Source organism: Pseudomonas sp. GD04019 (assembly GCF_029837695.1).
Lineage (GTDB): Bacteria > Pseudomonadota > Gammaproteobacteria > Pseudomonadales > Pseudomonadaceae > Aquipseudomonas.
Genome location: NZ_JAOEEA010000010.1, coordinates 146935 through 162715, shown reverse-complemented (window position 1 = coordinate 162715; position 15781 = coordinate 146935). Strand labels below are relative to the sequence as shown.

Below are 15781 nucleotides of genomic sequence, written 5' to 3'. Positions count from 1 at the left end.
CAGCCCTCTCCCGGAGGGAGAGGGGGTAGTCTGTGCGTGTCGTCGGCTTACTCAGCCCACTTCGGTTTGCGCTTCTGCACAAAGGCCATGGTGCCTTCCACGCCTTCTCCGCTTACTACCGCCTCGGCGAACTGGCCGGCGGCGTGGTCGAGCAGGCTGCCGAGGTGTTCCGTCTCGGTGGCCAGCAGCAGCGCCTTGGTCGCCGCGTTGGCACCCGGGGCGCATTGGCGGACCTGCTGCAGGCACTCGGCGAGGCGGTCGACCACGGCCTGGTCATCTGCCTCACTGAAATGCACCAGGCCCAGGCGTAGGGCCTCGGCACCGTCGAAACGCGCGGCGGTCAGCGCCAGGCGACGAGCCTGGGTCAGGCCGATGCGCTTGACCACGAACGGGGCGATCTGCGCCGGCAGAATCCCCAGGCTGGTTTCCGGCAGACCGAACTTCGCGCCCTGGTGGGCGATGGCCATATCGGAGACGCAGGCAAGGCCGAAGCCACCGCCGAGCACTGCACCTTCCAGCACGGCGACCAGTACCTGCGGCGCGCATTGGGCTTCTTCCAGCAGGCTGCCGAAGGCGCGGTTCAGCTCGCGGTAGGCGTCGCCGCCTTTGGCTCTGGCTCCGGCCATGTCCTTGATATCGCCGCCGGCGCAGAAGTGGCCGTCGGCGCCGCGCAGTACCAGGGCGCGCACGCCTTGGTCGGCACGCACCGCGCGCAGCACGGCGCGCAGTTCCTCGACCATCGCCAGGCTCATGGCGTTGCGACTGTCCGGGCGGTTGAGGGTGACGTAAAGCACACCCTCGACCAGCTCCAGCAGCAGGGTTTCGGTGTTCGGTAGTTCAGCCATCACAGGCTCCTCGTGATCGTTCCCACGCTCTGCGTGGGAATGCGCTGTGCGGTGCTCTGCGCCGCAGGTCGTAGGGTGGATCACGCTTTACCGATCCACCGTGCGGCGTCTTGGTGGATGGAAAGAGCGACATCCACCCTACGGATCAACCCTTCTTCTTGCCGGGCAGGATGCCCATCAGCTTGCAGATGATGCCCAGCATGATTTCGTCGGCGCCGCCGCCGATGGAGACCAGGCGTACGTCGCGGTAGGCGCGCGATACCGGGTTGTCCCACATGAAGCCCATGCCGCCCCAGTACTGCAGGCAGCTGTCGGTGACTTCGCGGCCCAGGCGGCCGGCCTTGAGCTTGGCCATGGAGGCGAGCTTGGTGACATCCTTGCCTTTCACGTACAGCTCGGTGGCGTGGTAGACGAGGGCGCGCAGCGCCTCGATCTCGCTCTGCAGCTCGGCCATGCGGAAGTGGATGACCTGGTTGTCGATCAGCGGGGTGCCGAAGGTGTGGCGCTGCTTGCAGTACTCGATGGTGCTGTCGACGCAGTACTCCAGGCCCTTGATCATGTTGGCCGCGCCGAACATGCGTTCTTCCTGGAACTGCAGCATCTGCATCATGAAACCGGCGCCTTCGTGGCCGATGCGGTTGCGCTGCGGTACGCGCACGTTGTCGAAGAACACCTGGGCGGTCTCCGAGCTGCGCATGCCGAGCTTGTCCAGGTGCGGGCTGAGGGTGATGCCCGGGGTGTTCATCGGCACCACGATCAGCGACTTGTTGACGTGCGGCTTGTCGTCGCTGGTGTTGGCCAGCAGGCAGATGAAGTCGGCACTCGGAGAGTTCGTAATCCACATCTTGCTGCCGTTGATCACGTAATCGTCGCCATCCTTGCGCGCGGTGGTCTTCAGACCAGCCACGTCGGAGCCGGCGCCGACTTCGGACACGCCGATGCAGCCGACCATGTCGCCGGCGATGGCCGGACGCAGGAACTCCTCGCGCAGCTCATCGGAGCCGAAACGGGCCAGGGCTGGGGTGCACATGTCGGTCTGCACGCCGATGGCCATCGGAATACCGCCGCAGTGGATGGTGCCGAACTCTTCGGCGGCGACCACCGAGTAGCTGTAGTCCAGACCCATGCCGCCGAATTTCTCCGGCTTGGAGATGCCCAGCAGGCCGAGGTCGCCGGCCTTCTTGAAAATCTCGTGCATGGGGAATTTGCCGGCCTTTTCCCATTCGTCGACGTGCGGGTTGATTTCCTTGTCGACGAAGTTGCGGACGGTGCGGCGAAGTTCTTCGTGTTCCTGGGTAAAGATCATTTTTCTTGTTCTCCTCGTTCTGACTCCCTCTCCCCTTGGGAGAGGGCTGGGGTGAGGGTGTTGGGGACGGCCCCTCACCCTAACCCTCTCCCGGAGGGAGAGGGGACTAAAGGCGGGCGACGCCGAAGGAATTGGATTTGAGTGGCCGCATTTGCGCCTCTGCACAAATGTCCAGCAGGAAGCCGAGCAGCTTGCGCGTGTCACGCGGGTCGATCAGGCCGTCGTCCCACAGGCTGGCGGTGCCGTACAGCGCGGTGGACTGGCTGTCGAGCTTCTGCGCGGTGGCCATTTCCAGCATGTCGAGCATCTTCGGGTCGGCCTCTTTGCCTTCCTTGCGGTGCTTGTCCTCGGTGACGATGCGCAGCACCTTGCCGGCCTGGGCGCCGCCCATCACGGCGGTCTTGCTGTTGGGCCAGGCGAAGATAAAGCGTGGATCGAGGCCGCGACCGCACATGGCGTAGTTGCCGGCGCCGTAGGAGCCGCCGACGACTATGGTCAGCTTCGGCACCGTGGCGTTGGCCACGGCCTGGATCAGCTTGGAGCCGTGCTTGATCACGCCATTCTGCTCGGACTCGGTACCGACCATGAAACCGGTGGTGTTGTGGAAGAACAGGATCGGCGTGTTGCTCTGCTCGCACAGCTGGATGAACTGGGCGGCCTTGGCCGCGCCGCGTGGGGTGATCGGCCCGTTGTTGCCGATGAAGCCGCAGGGCTGGCCTTCGATGGCCAGGTGGCCGCAGACGGTCTGGCTGTCGAACTCGTTCTTGAAGTCGAGGAAGGCCGAGCCATCGGCGATACGGGCGATGATCTCGCGCACGTCATAGGGCTTCTTGGCGTCCGCCGGGACGATGCCGAGCAGCTCTTCGGCCGGGTACAGCGGCTCGCTGTAAGCCTTGGCCGGGCGCGTCGGCAGCTGCGCGTTCCATGGCAGCAGGCTGACGATCTCGCGGGCCAGGCGTACGCCGTCGGCGTCGTTCTCGGCCAGGTACTCGGCGGTGCCGGCGACCTGGGCGTGCATCTCGGCGCCGCCCAGTTCCTCGTCGGTGGCGATCTCGCCGGTGGCGGCCTTCAGCAGGGGCGGGCCGGCGAGGAACATCTTGGCCTTGCCGCGCACCACCACCACGTAGTCGGAAAGACCCGGCTGATAGGCGCCGCCGGCGGTGGAAGAGCCGTGAACCACGGTGATCTGCGGAATGCCGGCCGCGGACAGGCGCGCCTGGTTGGCGAAGGCGCGCGCGCCCTCGACGAAGATGTCGGCGGCGTAGGTCAGGTTGGCGCCGCCGCTCTCGGCCAGGGTGACGATGGGCAGCTTGTTCTCGCTGGCCACCTGCTGCAGGCGCAGGGACTTGCGCAGGCCTGTGGGGGAAATGGTGCCGCCCTTGATCGCGCTGTTGTTGGCGATCACCAGGCAGCGCACGCCGGCCACATAGCCGATACCGGCGATGATGCCGCCCCCCGCTTGAGTCCCATCCTTGTCATCGTGCAGCTTGTAGCCGGCCAGGGAGCAGAGTTCGAGGAACGGGGCGCCAGCGTCGAGCAGCAGGTTGAGGCGTTCGCGCGGCAGCAGCTGGCCGCGCTTCTCGAACTTGGCCTTAGCCTCGGCCGCCTTGTCGAGGACCTTCTGTTCCACTTCGCGGAAGCTGGCGATGGCGGCCAGCATGGCCTCGCGGTTCTGCGCGAAGGCGTCGCCGTGGACGTCGAGTTCGGACTGAATGACGGGCATCGGATTAATCCTTCAGTACATCGGGCACATAGGCCCGGTGGAAGCCGTTGTAGGACTCGCTGTTCTTCGCCTTGCCCAGGGTCCAGGCACGGGTGCCCTGGCTGGCGGCGCCGTCGATGCGGATGGTGTTGCCGCTGATGAAGTTGGCCCCGGGGGAGAGCAGGAAGACGATGGCCGCGGCCACCTCCGACTCGGTGCCGATGCGCTGCAGCGGCACATGATCCTTGAGCGAGCGGATCATGTTCTTCATCGACTCGGGGTAGGTGTCCATGCCGCTGGAGGCGATCCAGCCCGGTGCCACGGCGTTGACCCGCACACCGGCGTGGCCCCATTCGTAGGCGGCGGTCTTGGTGAAGTTCTCCATGCCGGCGCGGGCAGCGCCGGAGTGGCCCATGCCGGGCATGCCGCCCCACATGTCGGCGAGCATGTTGACGATGCTGCCGCCGGTCTTGCTCATGCTTTGGCTGAACACCTCGCGGGCGATCAGGAAGCCGCCGACCAGGTTGGTGCGCACCACGGTCTCGAAGCCTTTCTGGTTGATCGACACCAGCGGCGCGGGGAACTGGCCGCCGGCGTTGTTGACCAGGTGATGGATCGGTCCGCGCTCGGCGATCACCGCCTTGACCATGGCCTTGACCGCTTCTTCCTCACGGATATCGCAGACCGCGAAGCTGGCGCTGCCGCCGTCTTCGATGATCTCGCCGCAGGTGCTTTCCAGCTTCTCCAGCTTGCGCCCGACCAGCACCACATGGGCACCCAGGAATGCCAGCTCGTGGGCCACGCAGCGACCGATGCCGCTGCCGCCGCCGGTGACCAGGATGGTCTGGCCGGTGAACAGGCCGGGCTTGAAGACTGAGTCGTATGCCATTGTTGTTATCGTCCTCGTCGGTCGTTGTGGGAGCGGCCTTGGCCGTCACCCAGCGTGCAATCTGTTTTGTGGGAGCGGCCTTGGCCGCGATGCTTTTTGCGCTGGCTCATCGCGGCCAAGGCCGCTCCCACGGATCAGTCCTGCAGTTCGTTCACCAGTGCCTGCGGCACCGGCACCGGGAATTCCAGCAACTGCTGGGCGAAGGCCTTGCCCTGCGGATCGATGCGCAGGCTGGCCACGCCGCCGCCACCCAAGGCGTTCTCCAGCAGGAAGTTGAGGCTGTGGCTGCCCGGCAGGTACCAGCGCTCGACGCGGCCGATCTGCGGGTCGAGCACGTGGCTCATCCAGTCGACCACGGCTTCCTTGCCCAGCGCCTCGGCGATCCATGGCAGGTATTCGGGCTTGCGCGCCATCACGCCGATATTGCTGTGGTTGCCCTTGTCGCCGGAGCGGGCCACGGCGAGCTTGACCAGCGGCACGCTGGCGTCGGCCTGGCCGGCGGGGGCGGGCACGGCGATCTCGTCGGCGATCTGCGCCGGGTCGAAGGCGTCGATGCGGGGCAGGGCGACCGCGCTGCGCTCGCCGTTGATCTCGACGGCCAGTTCGCAGGCGGACTTGTCGACCAGGAAGCTGAACAGGCGGATCACCGGGTACACGGTGGGGCGCCCGCCAACGATACCGGTCAGGCCCGGCGCCATGCCGGTGGCGGCCTGGGCGATCTCGCGGGAGAACAGGATCAGGGCTTCTTTCTTCGCGTGGCGCACGCCGAGCTTGATCACCACCTCGCGGGTGTCCTTGCGCTGGCCGTGGGGCCCATAAGTGGCCTCGGCGCCGAGCAACTCGATGTTCACTTCGCGGTAGGGGCCCCAGCCGCGCTCGGCGAAGATTTCCTCGGTCTTCCTGATGATCGCCTGGCTGACGCGCTCGGCCTTGGCCACGGCGTCGATGCCGGCGATCAGGCAGCTGGCGGTGCAGCGGAAACCGTCCGGGTGGGTGGCGCTGACCTTGTACTGGCCGGTCGGCGCCAGGCCGCGGGCGCCCTTGAGCTGGACGCGGTTGGCGCCGACCTGCTCGAGCTGTACCTGGGTGAGGTCGCAGACCACGTCGGGCAGCAGATAGGCGCGCGGGTCGCCGATCTCGTAGAGCATCTGCTCGCCCACCGACAGCACGCTGACCAGGCCGCCGCTGCCTTCGGGCTTGCTCACCACGAAGCTGGCGTCGGCCTGCACTTCGATGACCGGGAAACCGATGTGCTCGTAGTCCGGCACATCGCGCCAGTCGGTGAAGTTGCCGCCGGTGCACTGCGCGCCGCATTCGATGATGTGGCCGGCGAGGGCGGCCTGGGCCAGCTTGTCGTAGTCGTTCCAGGCCCAGCCGAATTCATGCACCAGGGCGGCGCTGACCACGGCGCTGTCGACCACACGGCCGGTGATGACGATATCGGCGCCGAGCTTCAGCGCTTCGACTATGCCTGGCGCGCCGAGGTAGGCGTTGACCGACACGCACATGGGCGGCAGCGGCGCGCCGCTGAACATTTCCACGGTGCCGGCCTTGGCCAGTTCGCCGAGCTTGGGTTGCAGGTTGTCGCCGTGCAGCACGGCGATCTTCAGATCGATGCCGGCCTTGGCGCAGGCGTTGCTCAGGGCGGCGGCGCAGGCGCTCGGGTTGACCCCGCCGGCGTTGCTGATCACGCGAATCTTCTTCTGCGCGATCTCACCGAGCAGCGGGGCGAGCACCTCGACGAAGTCGGTGGCGTAGCCCTCGTCCGGCTTCTTCATCTTCGCCCCGGCCATGATCGACATGGTGATCTCGGCCAGGTAGTCGAACACCAGGTAGTCCAGCTCGGTACTGCGTACCAGTTGAGCGGCGGCGGTGGAGGTGTCGCCCCAGAACGCGGAGGCACAACCGATGCGGATGGTCTTGCTCATGACGAAGCTCTCGCGGCAGCGAAAAGATGAGGCGAACACTACCAAGCAAGCGCTTGGTTGAAAAGTCTTTTGGCAACTTTTATCCCGAGCGCTTGCTTGGTCGCCTGGCAGGCCCTAAATTCGCCAGCTTGCGTACAATGCGCGACGCAGTGAGTTACCACGTGGGGATGCAATGAGTCTGGACGAACAGAAAGCCCGAAAAGTGATGCAGGAGCTGGTGGCCCGCGCCGAGCTGACCGATCCGGAAAGCGCCCGCGGCAAGCTGCTGCAGACCGCCGCCCACCTGTTCCGCAGCAAGGGCTACGAGCGCACCACGGTGCGCGATCTGGCCAGCGCCGTCGGTATCCAGTCCGGCAGCATCTTTCACCACTTCAAGAGCAAGGACGAGATCCTCAAGGCGGTGATGGAGGAAACCATCGTCTACAACACCGCGCTGATGCGCGCCGCACTGGCCGAATCGTCGGACACGCGCGAGCGGGTGCTGGGCCTGATCCGTTGCGAGTTGCAGTCGATCATGGGCGGCACCGGCGAGGCCATGGGCGTGCTGGTCTACGAATGGCGCTCGCTGTCCGAGGAGAGCCAGGCCTACATCCTCAGCCTGCGCGACACCTACGAGCAGATCTGGCTCGATGTGCTCAGCGATGCCCGCGATGCCGGCTACTTCAACGCCGATCCGTTCGTGCTGCGCCGTTTCCTCACCGGTGCGCTGAGCTGGACCACCACCTGGTTCCGCCCGGATGGCAAGATCACCCTGGACCAGCTGGCCGAAGAAGCGCTGGCCCTGGTCTTCAAGAAAAGCTGACTAATAGGCTAAGCTGCTAGCAGCACTGGCCCATGGCCAGTCGCGGCTACAAGGATGAGCCGGACACCTGGCTTTCCCCTTCGAGGTAACCGCGTTGCCAGTGCTCCTCCGTTCGCTGCTGATCACTCTGGTTCTCTGCGCATTCCCTGCCGTCGCCGAGCAGCCTGTGCGTGTCGGCGCGTATCACTTCCCGCCCTATATCGTGAAGCCGGAAAGCGCCGCGCCCGAGGGCCTGGTGCCCGAGCTGCTGGCCGCGTTGAATAGCGCGCAGAGCGACTACCGCTTCGACCTGGTGCCGACCTCGGTGACCCGCCGCTATCGCGACCTGACCCAGGCGCGCTACGACCTGATCCTGTTCGAGTCGCCGGACTGGGGCTGGCAGAACACACCCGTGGACAAGCTCGACCTGCAGATCGCCGATGCCGAGGTCTACGTGGCGCGCAACCAGCACGGCCGCGATCAGAGCTTCTTCGACAGCCTCGGCGACAAGCGCGTGGCCCTGTACAACGGCTATCACTATGGCTTCGCCGGCTACAACGCCGACCAGGAATACCTGACCCGTACCTTCAATGCGGTACTCACCTATTCCCACGACAGCAACCTGCTGATGCTGCTGCATGACCGGGTGGATATCAGCGTGGTGACCCGTTCCTACCTGCGTATCTACCAGCGCGAGCATCCGCAGGAAGGACGGCAGTTGCTGGTGTCCGAGCGTACCGATCAGGTTTACCGCCACCATGCGTTGCTGCGTCCTCAGGGCCCTATCGATGGGGTGCGCCTGGAGAGCCTGCTCGGCCAGTTGCAGCGCAGCGGCAAGCTCGGCGAGCTGCTCCAGCGCTATTTCGTGATGGCGGCGGCAGAGGCTGGCGACGAACGCGCCGACCCGATGCCACGCTGAGCCGGCGGGCCACGGATTTTTCTCCATTTACGCCGTGGTGGCCCTGGGCTAGTCTTCGCTCAGCTCGGTTGTCTATGAGGTCAATATGTATCGGCGTCGACAGGGATTGCCAGGCGCTTTGCTGGTGTTGGCAGCGCTGTTCAGCACAGGCGTCGGTGCGGCGGACGAGGTATTGATCGCCGCAGTACATTTCCCACCCTACGTGATCAAGCCCGAGTCGAATCCGCATAACGGTCTGCTCGGTGAGTTGGTCGACGCCCTCAACAAAGCCCAGAGCGAACATCGCTTCGCCTTGCGCGCCACCTCGCTCAATCGCCGCTTCGACGACTTCCGTCAGGCGCGCTTCCATGTCGCCATCTTCGAAAACCCCGACTGGAACTGGCAGGGCATCTCCGGCACGCGCGTCGACCTGGGCCTGGAGGATGCCGAGATATTGGTGGCCCGCGCCGAGCCGGGTCGCGACCAGCGCTACTTCGACAAGCTGATGGGCAAGCGCATGGCCCTGTTCAACGGCTACCACTATGGTTTCGCCGGCTTCAACAACGATCCGAAGTGGCTGGAGCAGAACTTCAACGCGGTGCTCACCTACTCCCACGAGAGCAACCTCAACCTGGTGCTGCGCGGGCGTGCCGATGTGGCGCCCATCACCCGTTCCTGGCTCGGTGCACGCCTGCGCGAGCAGCCGCAGCTGCAACAGCAGTTGCTGATTTCGGACTGGGAAGACCAGCGCTACCGCCACTACGCGATCCTCAGCCCGCGGGCACCGATCAGTGCCGAAGACTTCCGTACGACCATGCAGATCCTGCGCGACAACGGCCAGCTGCAGCAGATTTTCGCGCCCTACGGCATCGACGTCAGGCCGAACGTAGCGGGTAGCTCAGCAACAGCACATGCGTCAGATTGACCGCTCCATGCAGCGCCACGGCCGGCCATAGCCGGCCGCTGTAGTGGAAGACCAGGCCGTAGCCGAGGCCGGCCAGCAGCGCCACCAGGGCGAACACTGGACTGAACGGCAGGTGCGCGGCGCCGAACAGCAGGGCGGTAGCGATCAGCCCGCCAAAGGTGCCCAGGCGCGCCACCAGTGCCGGTTGCAGCCAGGCGCGAAACAACAGCTCCTCCGCCAACACCGCCACTCCCAGATTCACTGCCAACCATAGCCAGAGCTGCTGCGGCCATTTCGGCTGCCAGCCGACCAGCCCGAGCGCCAGGGCGGCCAACGGCACGGCGAGGAGCGTGATCAGGCCGGCCAGCAGCGCCAGGCGCGGACCTACGGCCGGCCGGGATGGCTGGCCCAGCCACCAGGCCAGCAAGGTCAAACCGAGCAGCAGCTTGTCCCAGGACAGGCGCAGGGCATAGGGCGGGGCATCCTCGCTGAGTTGGAGTGGCGGCCACAGTGGCATCGGCTGGAAACCGGGCAGCAGATGCGCCGCCAGGGCGATGCCACCGAGCAATCCGCCGCTCCACCACAGCCAGCGTGGCAAATACGTTTCAGCGAACAGCACCCAGGCGATGAAGACGGCGCTCAGCGCCACACCCAGCGGCTCGATAAAGCCCAGGGCGATGCCCATGCCGAGTGCCAGCATGGGCAGGAGCAAACGCAGGTGCAACGGCGGCATGCAACGTCCTTGTCGGCAGGGAATCAGCGGTCCTGGGCGTCCTTGGCATCCATTTCCGCGTTGCGTTCGTGAATGCGCTTGAGCTGTTCCTCGGTCAGCGGCAGCTTGCGCGCGCTGTCGCGCAGCAACAGCAAGCTACCGAGGATGGAGCCGAGGGCCAGGATGATGATCAGCCAGGCGTACCAGGGCATGAGCTTCTCCTTGAGGTTGGAGGCACCACCATAGCGCCGGCTGTCACATGGCGGCAACCTGGCGCTGCTTGAATGCGGTTCGCACGCCGCTGCGCTTGTGGCCGGAAAAGGTGCATGGCAGAGCCGCCGCTGCGCCTTGGCGATTCAGCTCGATCAGTTATGTGGATAGACGAATTCGAACTTTTGCGCGCAAGAGCGGCGGGCCTAAGCTCGCCTGGCCTGACTCATTTCTGAAGAGGGGACACCATGGATATCACCGTGACCGAGGCCGCCAACCGCGGCTGGATCGTCAAGCTGGGCGCTTGCGATGTGCCGTTCCGTTCCCGGGCAGACGCCGGCCTGTTCGTCGAACGCCTGCAGGAGCGCCTGCAGGCGCCGCACGATCTGCCGCCGCTACCCAGTCACACGCCTGTCACACAAGAGGTGCAACATCGACCCTAATTCAGGTGCTGCTTCTGGCTAACCTCTCCCCGCCGCGATCTCGCGGCTTCTTTTTGCCTGCGATTTGGCTTATGGAGTTTCTAGAGCAGTTGCTCTAGATTCGCCGCAATACACGCAGGAGAAACGCCATGGTCGATGCCGTGCAGTTCGCCGATGGCAAGTTCCATTGCCCGGTCACCCTTTATTCCGCCACTTCCGCAGCAGCCCATACCCTGGTAGTGCTGCCGGCGCTGGGCGTTACCGCGCGCAAGTATGAGGGCCTGGCCCAGCGCCTGGTGGCGGCTGGCTACAACGTGCTGGTGGCCGACTGGCCGGGGCAGGGCGAGAGCCAGCCGCGGCCCAATCGTCGCTTCGATTACGGCTATCGGCAGCTGGTGGAAGAGTTTCTACCCAAGCTGATCGTCCTGGCCCGGCGCCACTTCCCCCAGGCCGCGCCGGTGTTGCTCGGTCATAGCCTGGGTGGACACATCGCCACGCTGTACGCCGCGGCCCATCCGGACAGTCCGGTACCGGTGGTGGGCGTGGCCTGCGGCAATATCCACTATCGCCACTGGAGCGGCCTAGGCAAGCTGCTCACGCCCAGCGTGGCGCTGTTTTTCGGCCTGATCGTCACTGTGCTCGGCTACCTACCGGGGCGCCGCCTGGGATTCGGCGGCCACGAGGCGCGTTCGCTGATGCAGGACTGGGGCTGGGTGGCCTTCAGCGGTCACTACCGCCACCTGGGACTGCCGCTGGCCCCGGCGCCGCGCAGCCGGGTGGCTTCGTTGTACATCCAGATGGAGGGCGACCAGTTCGCTCCGCCGGCCTCCACCCTGGGGCTGGCCGAGTTGATCCAGGCGCAGCCGCATATCGAGCAGTTGGCCTCGCCACGGCCGCCCGAGGAGAACCCGCACAGCGCCTGGCTGAAGGCGCCGCAAAGCGTGGTCGACTGCGTCGATAGTTGGCTGCGGCGCTTGCAGCGCTTCAGTGCGGAATCAGCAGAAGCAGGGTGACCGCCAGCAGCACCAGCATGGTCAGCGCGTGGCTGGCCTGGCGCAACAGCAGGATGCGGGCGAACAGGCCGGTGCAGTAGAGCAGGCGCAGCATGATGAAGGCGAAGCCGAGGGCGGCGGTCAGCGGCCCGCCGATCTGGCCGGTCGCCTCGCCGAGATACAGCAGCACGATGAACAGCATCGACTGCTCCAGGCTGTTGCCGTGGGCGCGCACGGCCTTGATCAGGTCCGGCTTGCCGCCGTCGCCGAAGGCCACCTGGTGGCGCATGCGCAGGCGCGAGATGTTGAGCGACAGGCCGATCAGCAGCAGCGCCAGGATGGCGGCGATATACAGGCTGTAGAGCATGGTGGTTCCTCTAGTTGTTGTTATCGGACCCAGACTAGGCTCTGTCGCTTCTTTGGAGAAGAGGAGAAAACGACAAAGCCCGGCACAGGGCCGGGCGTTGTCGAGCTGTCTGGTTCAGGCGGCGGGGCGTTGCTGGCGCTGGTAGAGGAATTCCAGCACCGCCGTGCGGTACTCGTGGTAACGGGCGTCGTTGGCCAGGGCCAGGCGGTCGCGTGGACGATCCAGCTCGACCTGGACGATATCGCCTATGGTTGCCGCCGGGCCGTTGGTCATCATCACGATGCGGTCCGACAGCAGCACCGCCTCGTCCACGTCGTGGGTCACCATCACCACCGTGCTGTGGGTCTGGCCGACGATGCGCAGCAACTCGTCCTGCAGGTGGGCGCGGGTCAGTGCGTCCAGCGCGCCGAACGGCTCGTCCATCAGCAGCACCTTGGGCTCCATGGCCAGCGCGCGGGCGATGCCCACGCGCTGCTTCATGCCGCCGGAGATCTCGCTGGGGTGCTTGTGCGTGGCATGGTCGAGGCCGACCATGTGCAGCGCGGCGGCCGTGCGTTCCTTGAGCTGGGCCTTGCTCTCCTTGCTACCGAACACCCGCTCCACCGCCAGGTGGACGTTGCCGAAGCAGGTCATCCAGGGCAGCAGGCTGTGGTTCTGGAATACCACGGCGCGCTCCGGGCCGGGGCCGTCGATCTCGCGACCGTTGCAGATCAGCCCGCCCTCGCTGGCCTCCAGCAGACCGGCGATCAGGTTGAGCACGGTGGATTTGCCGCAGCCGGAGTGGCCGATCAGCGAGACGAACTCGCCCTTGGCGATGCTCAGGTTGACGTCGGTCAGGGCCTGGAAGCGGCCCTTCTTGGTATCGAAGTGTTTGCTGACGCCGGTCAGCTCGACGAACTTGTCCATGGCGGTCTCCTTAGCTCGCGTAGTCGAAGCGCTTGGCCAGCAGGAGCAGCGCCTGCTCCAGGGCCAGGCCGACCAGGCCGACGATGATGATGGCGATGAGGATGTGTTCGACGTTGAGGTTGTTCCACTCGTCCCACACCCAGAAGCCCAGGCCGGTGCCGCCGGTGAGCATCTCGGCGGCGACGATTACCAGCCAGGCCACGCCGATGGCCAGGCGGATGCCGGTCATCAGATGCGGCAGCACGGCGGGGAACAGGATGCGGGTCAGCACCTTGAACTCCGAGAGCTTGAGCACGCGGGCGACGTTCAGATAGTCCTGCGGCACGCTGGCCACGCCGGCCGCGGTGTTGAGGATGATCGGCCAGATCGAGCTGATGAAGATCACCCAGATCGAGGCAGGCCCAGCGGCCTCGAACACCAGCAGGCCGATCGGCAGCCAGGCCAGCGGCGACACCGGGCGCAGCAGGCTGATGATCGGCGACAGCATGCCGGCGAGGAAGGCGAAGCGGCCGATGGCGAAGCCCAGCGGAATGCCGATCAGCGCCGCCAGGCCGAAGCCGACGCCGACGCGACCGAGCGAATGCAGGATGTTCCAGCCGATGCCCATGTCGTTGGGACCGTTGTCGTAGAACGGATCGGCGAACAGTTCGACGGCCGAGTGCCAGGTCGACAGCGGGCCCGGCAGGCCCTCGCTGCGCGCGGCGATCAGCGCCCACACGCCGATGAACAGGGCGATGCCGAGCAGTGGGGGAATCACCGCCTTGACCAGGCTGGCGAGCGCCTCCGCGCCAGGCAAAGCCTGACGCGGAGCCACACTGGGAGCGACTTGTAGCGGTGTTTTCAGTGGCGCGTTCATGCTCACCTCCGAACTCAGGCTTTGATCGCGAATGACGCGGCGTAGGCGGCCGGGTTGCTGCCGTCCCAGACCTTGCCGTCGATCAGCGTGCTGCTGCGCAGCGGACTGCTTGGCACGGCGATGCCCAGGGCACTGGCGGCCTCGGTGTAGAGCTTGGTCTGGTTGACCTTGGCGGCCAGGCCGGCGTAGTCCGGGTCGTCCTTGATCAGGCCCCAGCGCTTGAACTGGGTGAGGAACCACATGGCGTCGGAGTGGTAGGGGAAGTTCACGCTGCCGTTCTTGCAGAAGGCCATGGCGTGCTGGTCCTGCCAGCTGTTGCCGAGGCCGTCCTCGTAGTGGCCGAGGAAGCGCTGCTCGATCACCTCGGCCGGCGCGTTGACGTAGGCCTTGCCGGCAATCAGCTTGGCGGTGGCCTTCTTGTTCTCGGCGCTGGCCTCGATGAAGCGGCTGGCGTCGAGGATGGCCATGACCAGGGCACGGGCGGTGTTGGGGTTCTGCTCGACGAACTCGCGGGAGCATCCCAGCACCTTCTCCGGATGGTCGGCCCAGATCTGCTGGGTGGTGGTGGCGGTGAAGCCGATCTTGTCGAAGATCGCCCGCGCGCCCCAGGGCTCGCCGACGCAGAAGCCGTCCATGTTACCGACGCGCATGTTGGCGACCATCTGCGGTGGCGGTACGGTGATGGTCTTGGCGTCGGTGAAGGGGTTGATGCCGTGGCTGGCCAGCCAGTAGTACAGCCACATGGCGTGGGTGCCGGTGGGGAAGGTCTGGGCGAAGGTCAGCGGATTGCCGCCCTTCTTGATATGCGCGGCCAGTTGCTCGCCGGTGGTGACGCCGGCTTCCTTGAGCTGCTTGGAGAGGGTGATGGCCTGGCCGTTCTGGTTCAGGCCCATGAGCACCGCCATGTCTTTCTGCGGGCCGGCGACGCCGAGTTGCGAGCTGTACATCATGCCGTAGAGCACGTGGGAGGCATCCAACTCACCGGTGTTGAGCTTGTCGCGTACGCCGGCCCAGGAGGCCTCCTTGCTCGGGGTGATGGTCAGGCCGTACTTGGCGGCGAAGCCCTGGGTGGCGGCGACCACCACCGAGGCGCAGTCGGTCAGCGGGATGAAACCGATCTTCAGTGCGGCCTTTTCCGGCGCATCGGAGCCGGCAGCATAGGCCGCGCTGCGCAGGAAGCCGGGGGCGGACAGGCCGAGGGCGGCGATGCCGCCGACGGTGCCGGCAACGGCGATGGACTGCTTGAGGAAGTTGCGGCGGCTGCTATCGACGGGCTTGTTCGAATCACGATCACTCATGGGGGTATTCCTTGCATGGGCAAATAGAAACGGCGTCCGCCAGAGCTCCCGATGGGGGAGGAGCCCTGAGGGACGCCGTTGTCCGTGATCCACGGCTCACCGCCGTTGGTGTGCTGCGCTGGAATCTGCGAGGAGTTTTGCAAGGGCCTTGCCAGGTTTTCCCAGAGCCCGTCCGCGTGAGCGCCACGGATAGCGATTCAGGCTGTTCCAGCGAGGAGAGAGTGTTTGCGAATCAGCGACTTAGCCGAGGTGGCGGGCGTGGCGAAGAACTTCGGCCGAGGCTTGCGAATAGGGCGGAACTGCACCGTGCGGGGGCCGTGCCCGCACGATCATGAGCGCTTTTGGTTCGGTGGCGCGTTGTTTCAGACGCGCTGGCGCTGAGCCTCCTCGACGTATTCCTTGAGCCAGCGCAGCACTTCCACCGCCTCCCAGCGGCCGGGGTCGAACAGCGCATAGGCCTGGCCCTGGTAGCCCACCACATCCACCTGGCGGTGATAGCCGGCGCGCTGCAGCAGGGCCTCGATCTCGGCGAAGCAGGTGTTGAAGTGCACGCGCTTGAAGGGCGTCTTGCTGCCGGTGACCAGGCCCTCCAGGCGCAGCTCGTCTACCGTGGCGCGGATGCTCTCCAGGGGCATCTGGTTCACTTTGTTCTTCAGCTGCAGTACGTCCAGCATGGTCGATCTCCTTGGGTCCGTGGCCGCGAAAGAGTAAACGAAAAATACTGTACAAATAAACACTGCTGGATAATAGTACAGCTCAAGCGCC

The 15781-nt window shown here is 65.6% G+C and carries 17 protein-coding genes; 5 read left to right on the top strand and 12 right to left on the bottom strand.

Annotation, left to right across the window (positions count from 1 at the left end; translation table 11 throughout):
- Window positions 1-47 precede the first annotated feature (47 nt).
- The 5 genes from N7607_RS16980 to N7607_RS16960 form a co-directional block, all read right to left on the bottom strand.
- Window positions 48-845 (bottom strand): enoyl-CoA hydratase-related protein, encoded by a 798-nt coding sequence (locus tag N7607_RS16980; protein ID WP_279866096.1) that lies wholly within the window; start codon window positions 843-845, stop codon window positions 48-50.
- Window positions 846-990: 145 nt separating this feature from the next.
- The gene (gene atuD, locus N7607_RS16975; protein ID WP_279866095.1) at window positions 991-2151 is read right to left on the bottom strand and encodes a citronellyl-CoA dehydrogenase; all 1161 of its coding nucleotides are present in this window, start codon (window positions 2149-2151) and stop codon (window positions 991-993) included.
- Between the two features lie 106 nt (window positions 2152-2257).
- Window positions 2258-3874, bottom strand: coding sequence for a geranyl-CoA carboxylase subunit beta (atuC, locus tag N7607_RS16970; protein ID WP_279866094.1), 1617 nt, complete (start codon window positions 3872-3874; stop codon window positions 2258-2260).
- Window positions 3875-3878: 4 nt separating this feature from the next.
- A complete protein-coding gene (locus tag N7607_RS16965; protein ID WP_279866093.1) occupies window positions 3879-4742 on the bottom strand; it encodes an SDR family oxidoreductase in 864 nt (287 codons plus the stop codon).
- Between the two features lie 134 nt (window positions 4743-4876).
- The gene (locus N7607_RS16960) at window positions 4877-6670 is read right to left on the bottom strand and encodes a DUF1446 domain-containing protein (protein WP_279866092.1); all 1794 of its coding nucleotides are present in this window, start codon (window positions 6668-6670) and stop codon (window positions 4877-4879) included.
- Window positions 6671-6848: 178 nt separating this feature from the next.
- On the opposite strand from N7607_RS16960, the gene N7607_RS16955 reads away from it, so the two are divergent.
- The 3 genes from N7607_RS16955 to N7607_RS16945 all read left to right on the top strand — a co-directional run bounded on the left by N7607_RS16955 (window position 6849) and on the right by N7607_RS16945 (window position 9274).
- Window positions 6849-7472 carry a TetR/AcrR family transcriptional regulator gene (locus N7607_RS16955; protein ID WP_279866129.1) on the top strand — a complete coding sequence of 208 codons (624 nt, stop codon included), beginning with the start codon at window positions 6849-6851 and terminating at the stop codon, window positions 7470-7472.
- Between the two features lie 100 nt (window positions 7473-7572).
- Window positions 7573-8370, top strand: coding sequence for a transporter substrate-binding domain-containing protein (locus N7607_RS16950; RefSeq protein WP_347881176.1), 798 nt, complete (start codon window positions 7573-7575; stop codon window positions 8368-8370).
- A gap of 124 nt (window positions 8371-8494) precedes the next feature.
- Complete coding sequence (locus tag N7607_RS16945; RefSeq protein ID WP_279866089.1) at window positions 8495-9274, top strand: amino acid ABC transporter substrate-binding protein; 780 nt, start codon at window positions 8495-8497, stop codon at window positions 9272-9274.
- Here N7607_RS16945 and N7607_RS16940 read toward each other — a convergent pair.
- Window positions 9225-9986: a CPBP family intramembrane metalloprotease gene (locus N7607_RS16940; protein WP_279866088.1), complete on the bottom strand. Its 762-nt coding sequence runs from the start codon at window positions 9984-9986 to the stop codon at window positions 9225-9227. The two genes, N7607_RS16945 and N7607_RS16940, sit on opposite strands and share 50 nt — an antisense overlap.
- 23 nt (window positions 9987-10009) lie before the next feature.
- Window positions 10010-10177, bottom strand: a complete 168-nt coding sequence (locus tag N7607_RS16935; RefSeq protein WP_137972600.1) for a DUF2897 family protein — start codon at window positions 10175-10177, stop codon at window positions 10010-10012.
- Window positions 10178-10423: 246 nt separating this feature from the next.
- On the opposite strand from N7607_RS16935, the gene N7607_RS16930 reads away from it, so the two are divergent.
- Window positions 10424-10618, top strand: a complete 195-nt coding sequence (locus N7607_RS16930; protein WP_279866087.1) for a hypothetical protein — start codon at window positions 10424-10426, stop codon at window positions 10616-10618.
- Between the two features lie 128 nt (window positions 10619-10746).
- A complete protein-coding gene (locus N7607_RS16925; RefSeq protein ID WP_279866085.1) occupies window positions 10747-11610 on the top strand; it encodes an alpha/beta fold hydrolase in 864 nt (287 codons plus the stop codon).
- On the opposite strand, the gene N7607_RS16920 is transcribed toward N7607_RS16925, so the two are convergent.
- The 5 genes from N7607_RS16920 to N7607_RS16900 form a co-directional block, all read right to left on the bottom strand.
- On the bottom strand, window positions 11582-11956 hold the full coding sequence (locus tag N7607_RS16920) for an MAPEG family protein (RefSeq protein ID WP_279866083.1): 375 nt from the start codon (window positions 11954-11956) through the stop codon (window positions 11582-11584). The two genes, N7607_RS16925 and N7607_RS16920, sit on opposite strands and share 29 nt — an antisense overlap.
- 114 nt (window positions 11957-12070) lie before the next feature.
- Entirely contained in the window at window positions 12071-12862 is a 792-nt protein-coding gene (locus N7607_RS16915; protein ID WP_279866082.1) for an ABC transporter ATP-binding protein, read from the bottom strand.
- Window positions 12863-12872: 10 nt separating this feature from the next.
- On the bottom strand, window positions 12873-13718 hold the full coding sequence (ntrB, locus tag N7607_RS16910) for a nitrate ABC transporter permease (RefSeq protein WP_279866081.1): 846 nt from the start codon (window positions 13716-13718) through the stop codon (window positions 12873-12875).
- A 14-nt stretch (window positions 13719-13732) separates the two neighbouring features.
- Entirely contained in the window at window positions 13733-15016 is a 1284-nt protein-coding gene (locus tag N7607_RS16905; protein WP_279866079.1) for a CmpA/NrtA family ABC transporter substrate-binding protein, read from the bottom strand.
- Between the two features lie 362 nt (window positions 15017-15378).
- Window positions 15379-15690: a hypothetical protein gene (locus N7607_RS16900; RefSeq protein ID WP_061904031.1), complete on the bottom strand. Its 312-nt coding sequence runs from the start codon at window positions 15688-15690 to the stop codon at window positions 15379-15381.
- Window positions 15691-15781 lie beyond the last annotated feature (91 nt).

Bases quoted from the DNA above. Each gene is read 5' to 3' on its own strand.
- N7607_RS16980 (WP_279866096.1), bottom strand. From the start codon at position 845: ATGGCTGAACTACCGAACACCGAAACCCTGCTGCTGGAGCTGGTCGAG.
- atuD (WP_279866095.1), bottom strand. From the start codon at position 2,151: ATGATCTTTACCCAGGAACACGAAGAACTTCGCCGCACCGTCCGCAAC.
- atuC (WP_279866094.1), bottom strand. From the start codon at position 3,874: ATGCCCGTCATTCAGTCCGAACTCGACGTCCACGGCGACGCCTTCGCG.
- N7607_RS16965 (WP_279866093.1), bottom strand. From the start codon at position 4,742: ATGGCATACGACTCAGTCTTCAAGCCCGGCCTGTTCACCGGCCAGACC.
- N7607_RS16960 (WP_279866092.1), bottom strand. From the start codon at position 6,670: ATGAGCAAGACCATCCGCATCGGTTGTGCCTCCGCGTTCTGGGGCGAC.
- N7607_RS16940 (WP_279866088.1), bottom strand. From the start codon at position 9,986: ATGCCGCCGTTGCACCTGCGTTTGCTCCTGCCCATGCTGGCACTCGGC.
- N7607_RS16935 (WP_137972600.1), bottom strand. From the start codon at position 10,177: ATGCCCTGGTACGCCTGGCTGATCATCATCCTGGCCCTCGGCTCCATC.
- N7607_RS16930 (WP_279866087.1), top strand. From the start codon at position 10,424: ATGGATATCACCGTGACCGAGGCCGCCAACCGCGGCTGGATCGTCAAG.
- N7607_RS16925 (WP_279866085.1), top strand. From the start codon at position 10,747: ATGGTCGATGCCGTGCAGTTCGCCGATGGCAAGTTCCATTGCCCGGTC.
- N7607_RS16920 (WP_279866083.1), bottom strand. From the start codon at position 11,956: ATGCTCTACAGCCTGTATATCGCCGCCATCCTGGCGCTGCTGCTGATC.
- N7607_RS16915 (WP_279866082.1), bottom strand. From the start codon at position 12,862: ATGGACAAGTTCGTCGAGCTGACCGGCGTCAGCAAACACTTCGATACC.
- ntrB (WP_279866081.1), bottom strand. From the start codon at position 13,718: ATGAACGCGCCACTGAAAACACCGCTACAAGTCGCTCCCAGTGTGGCT.
- N7607_RS16905 (WP_279866079.1), bottom strand. From the start codon at position 15,016: ATGAGTGATCGTGATTCGAACAAGCCCGTCGATAGCAGCCGCCGCAAC.
- N7607_RS16900 (WP_061904031.1), bottom strand. From the start codon at position 15,690: ATGCTGGACGTACTGCAGCTGAAGAACAAAGTGAACCAGATGCCCCTG.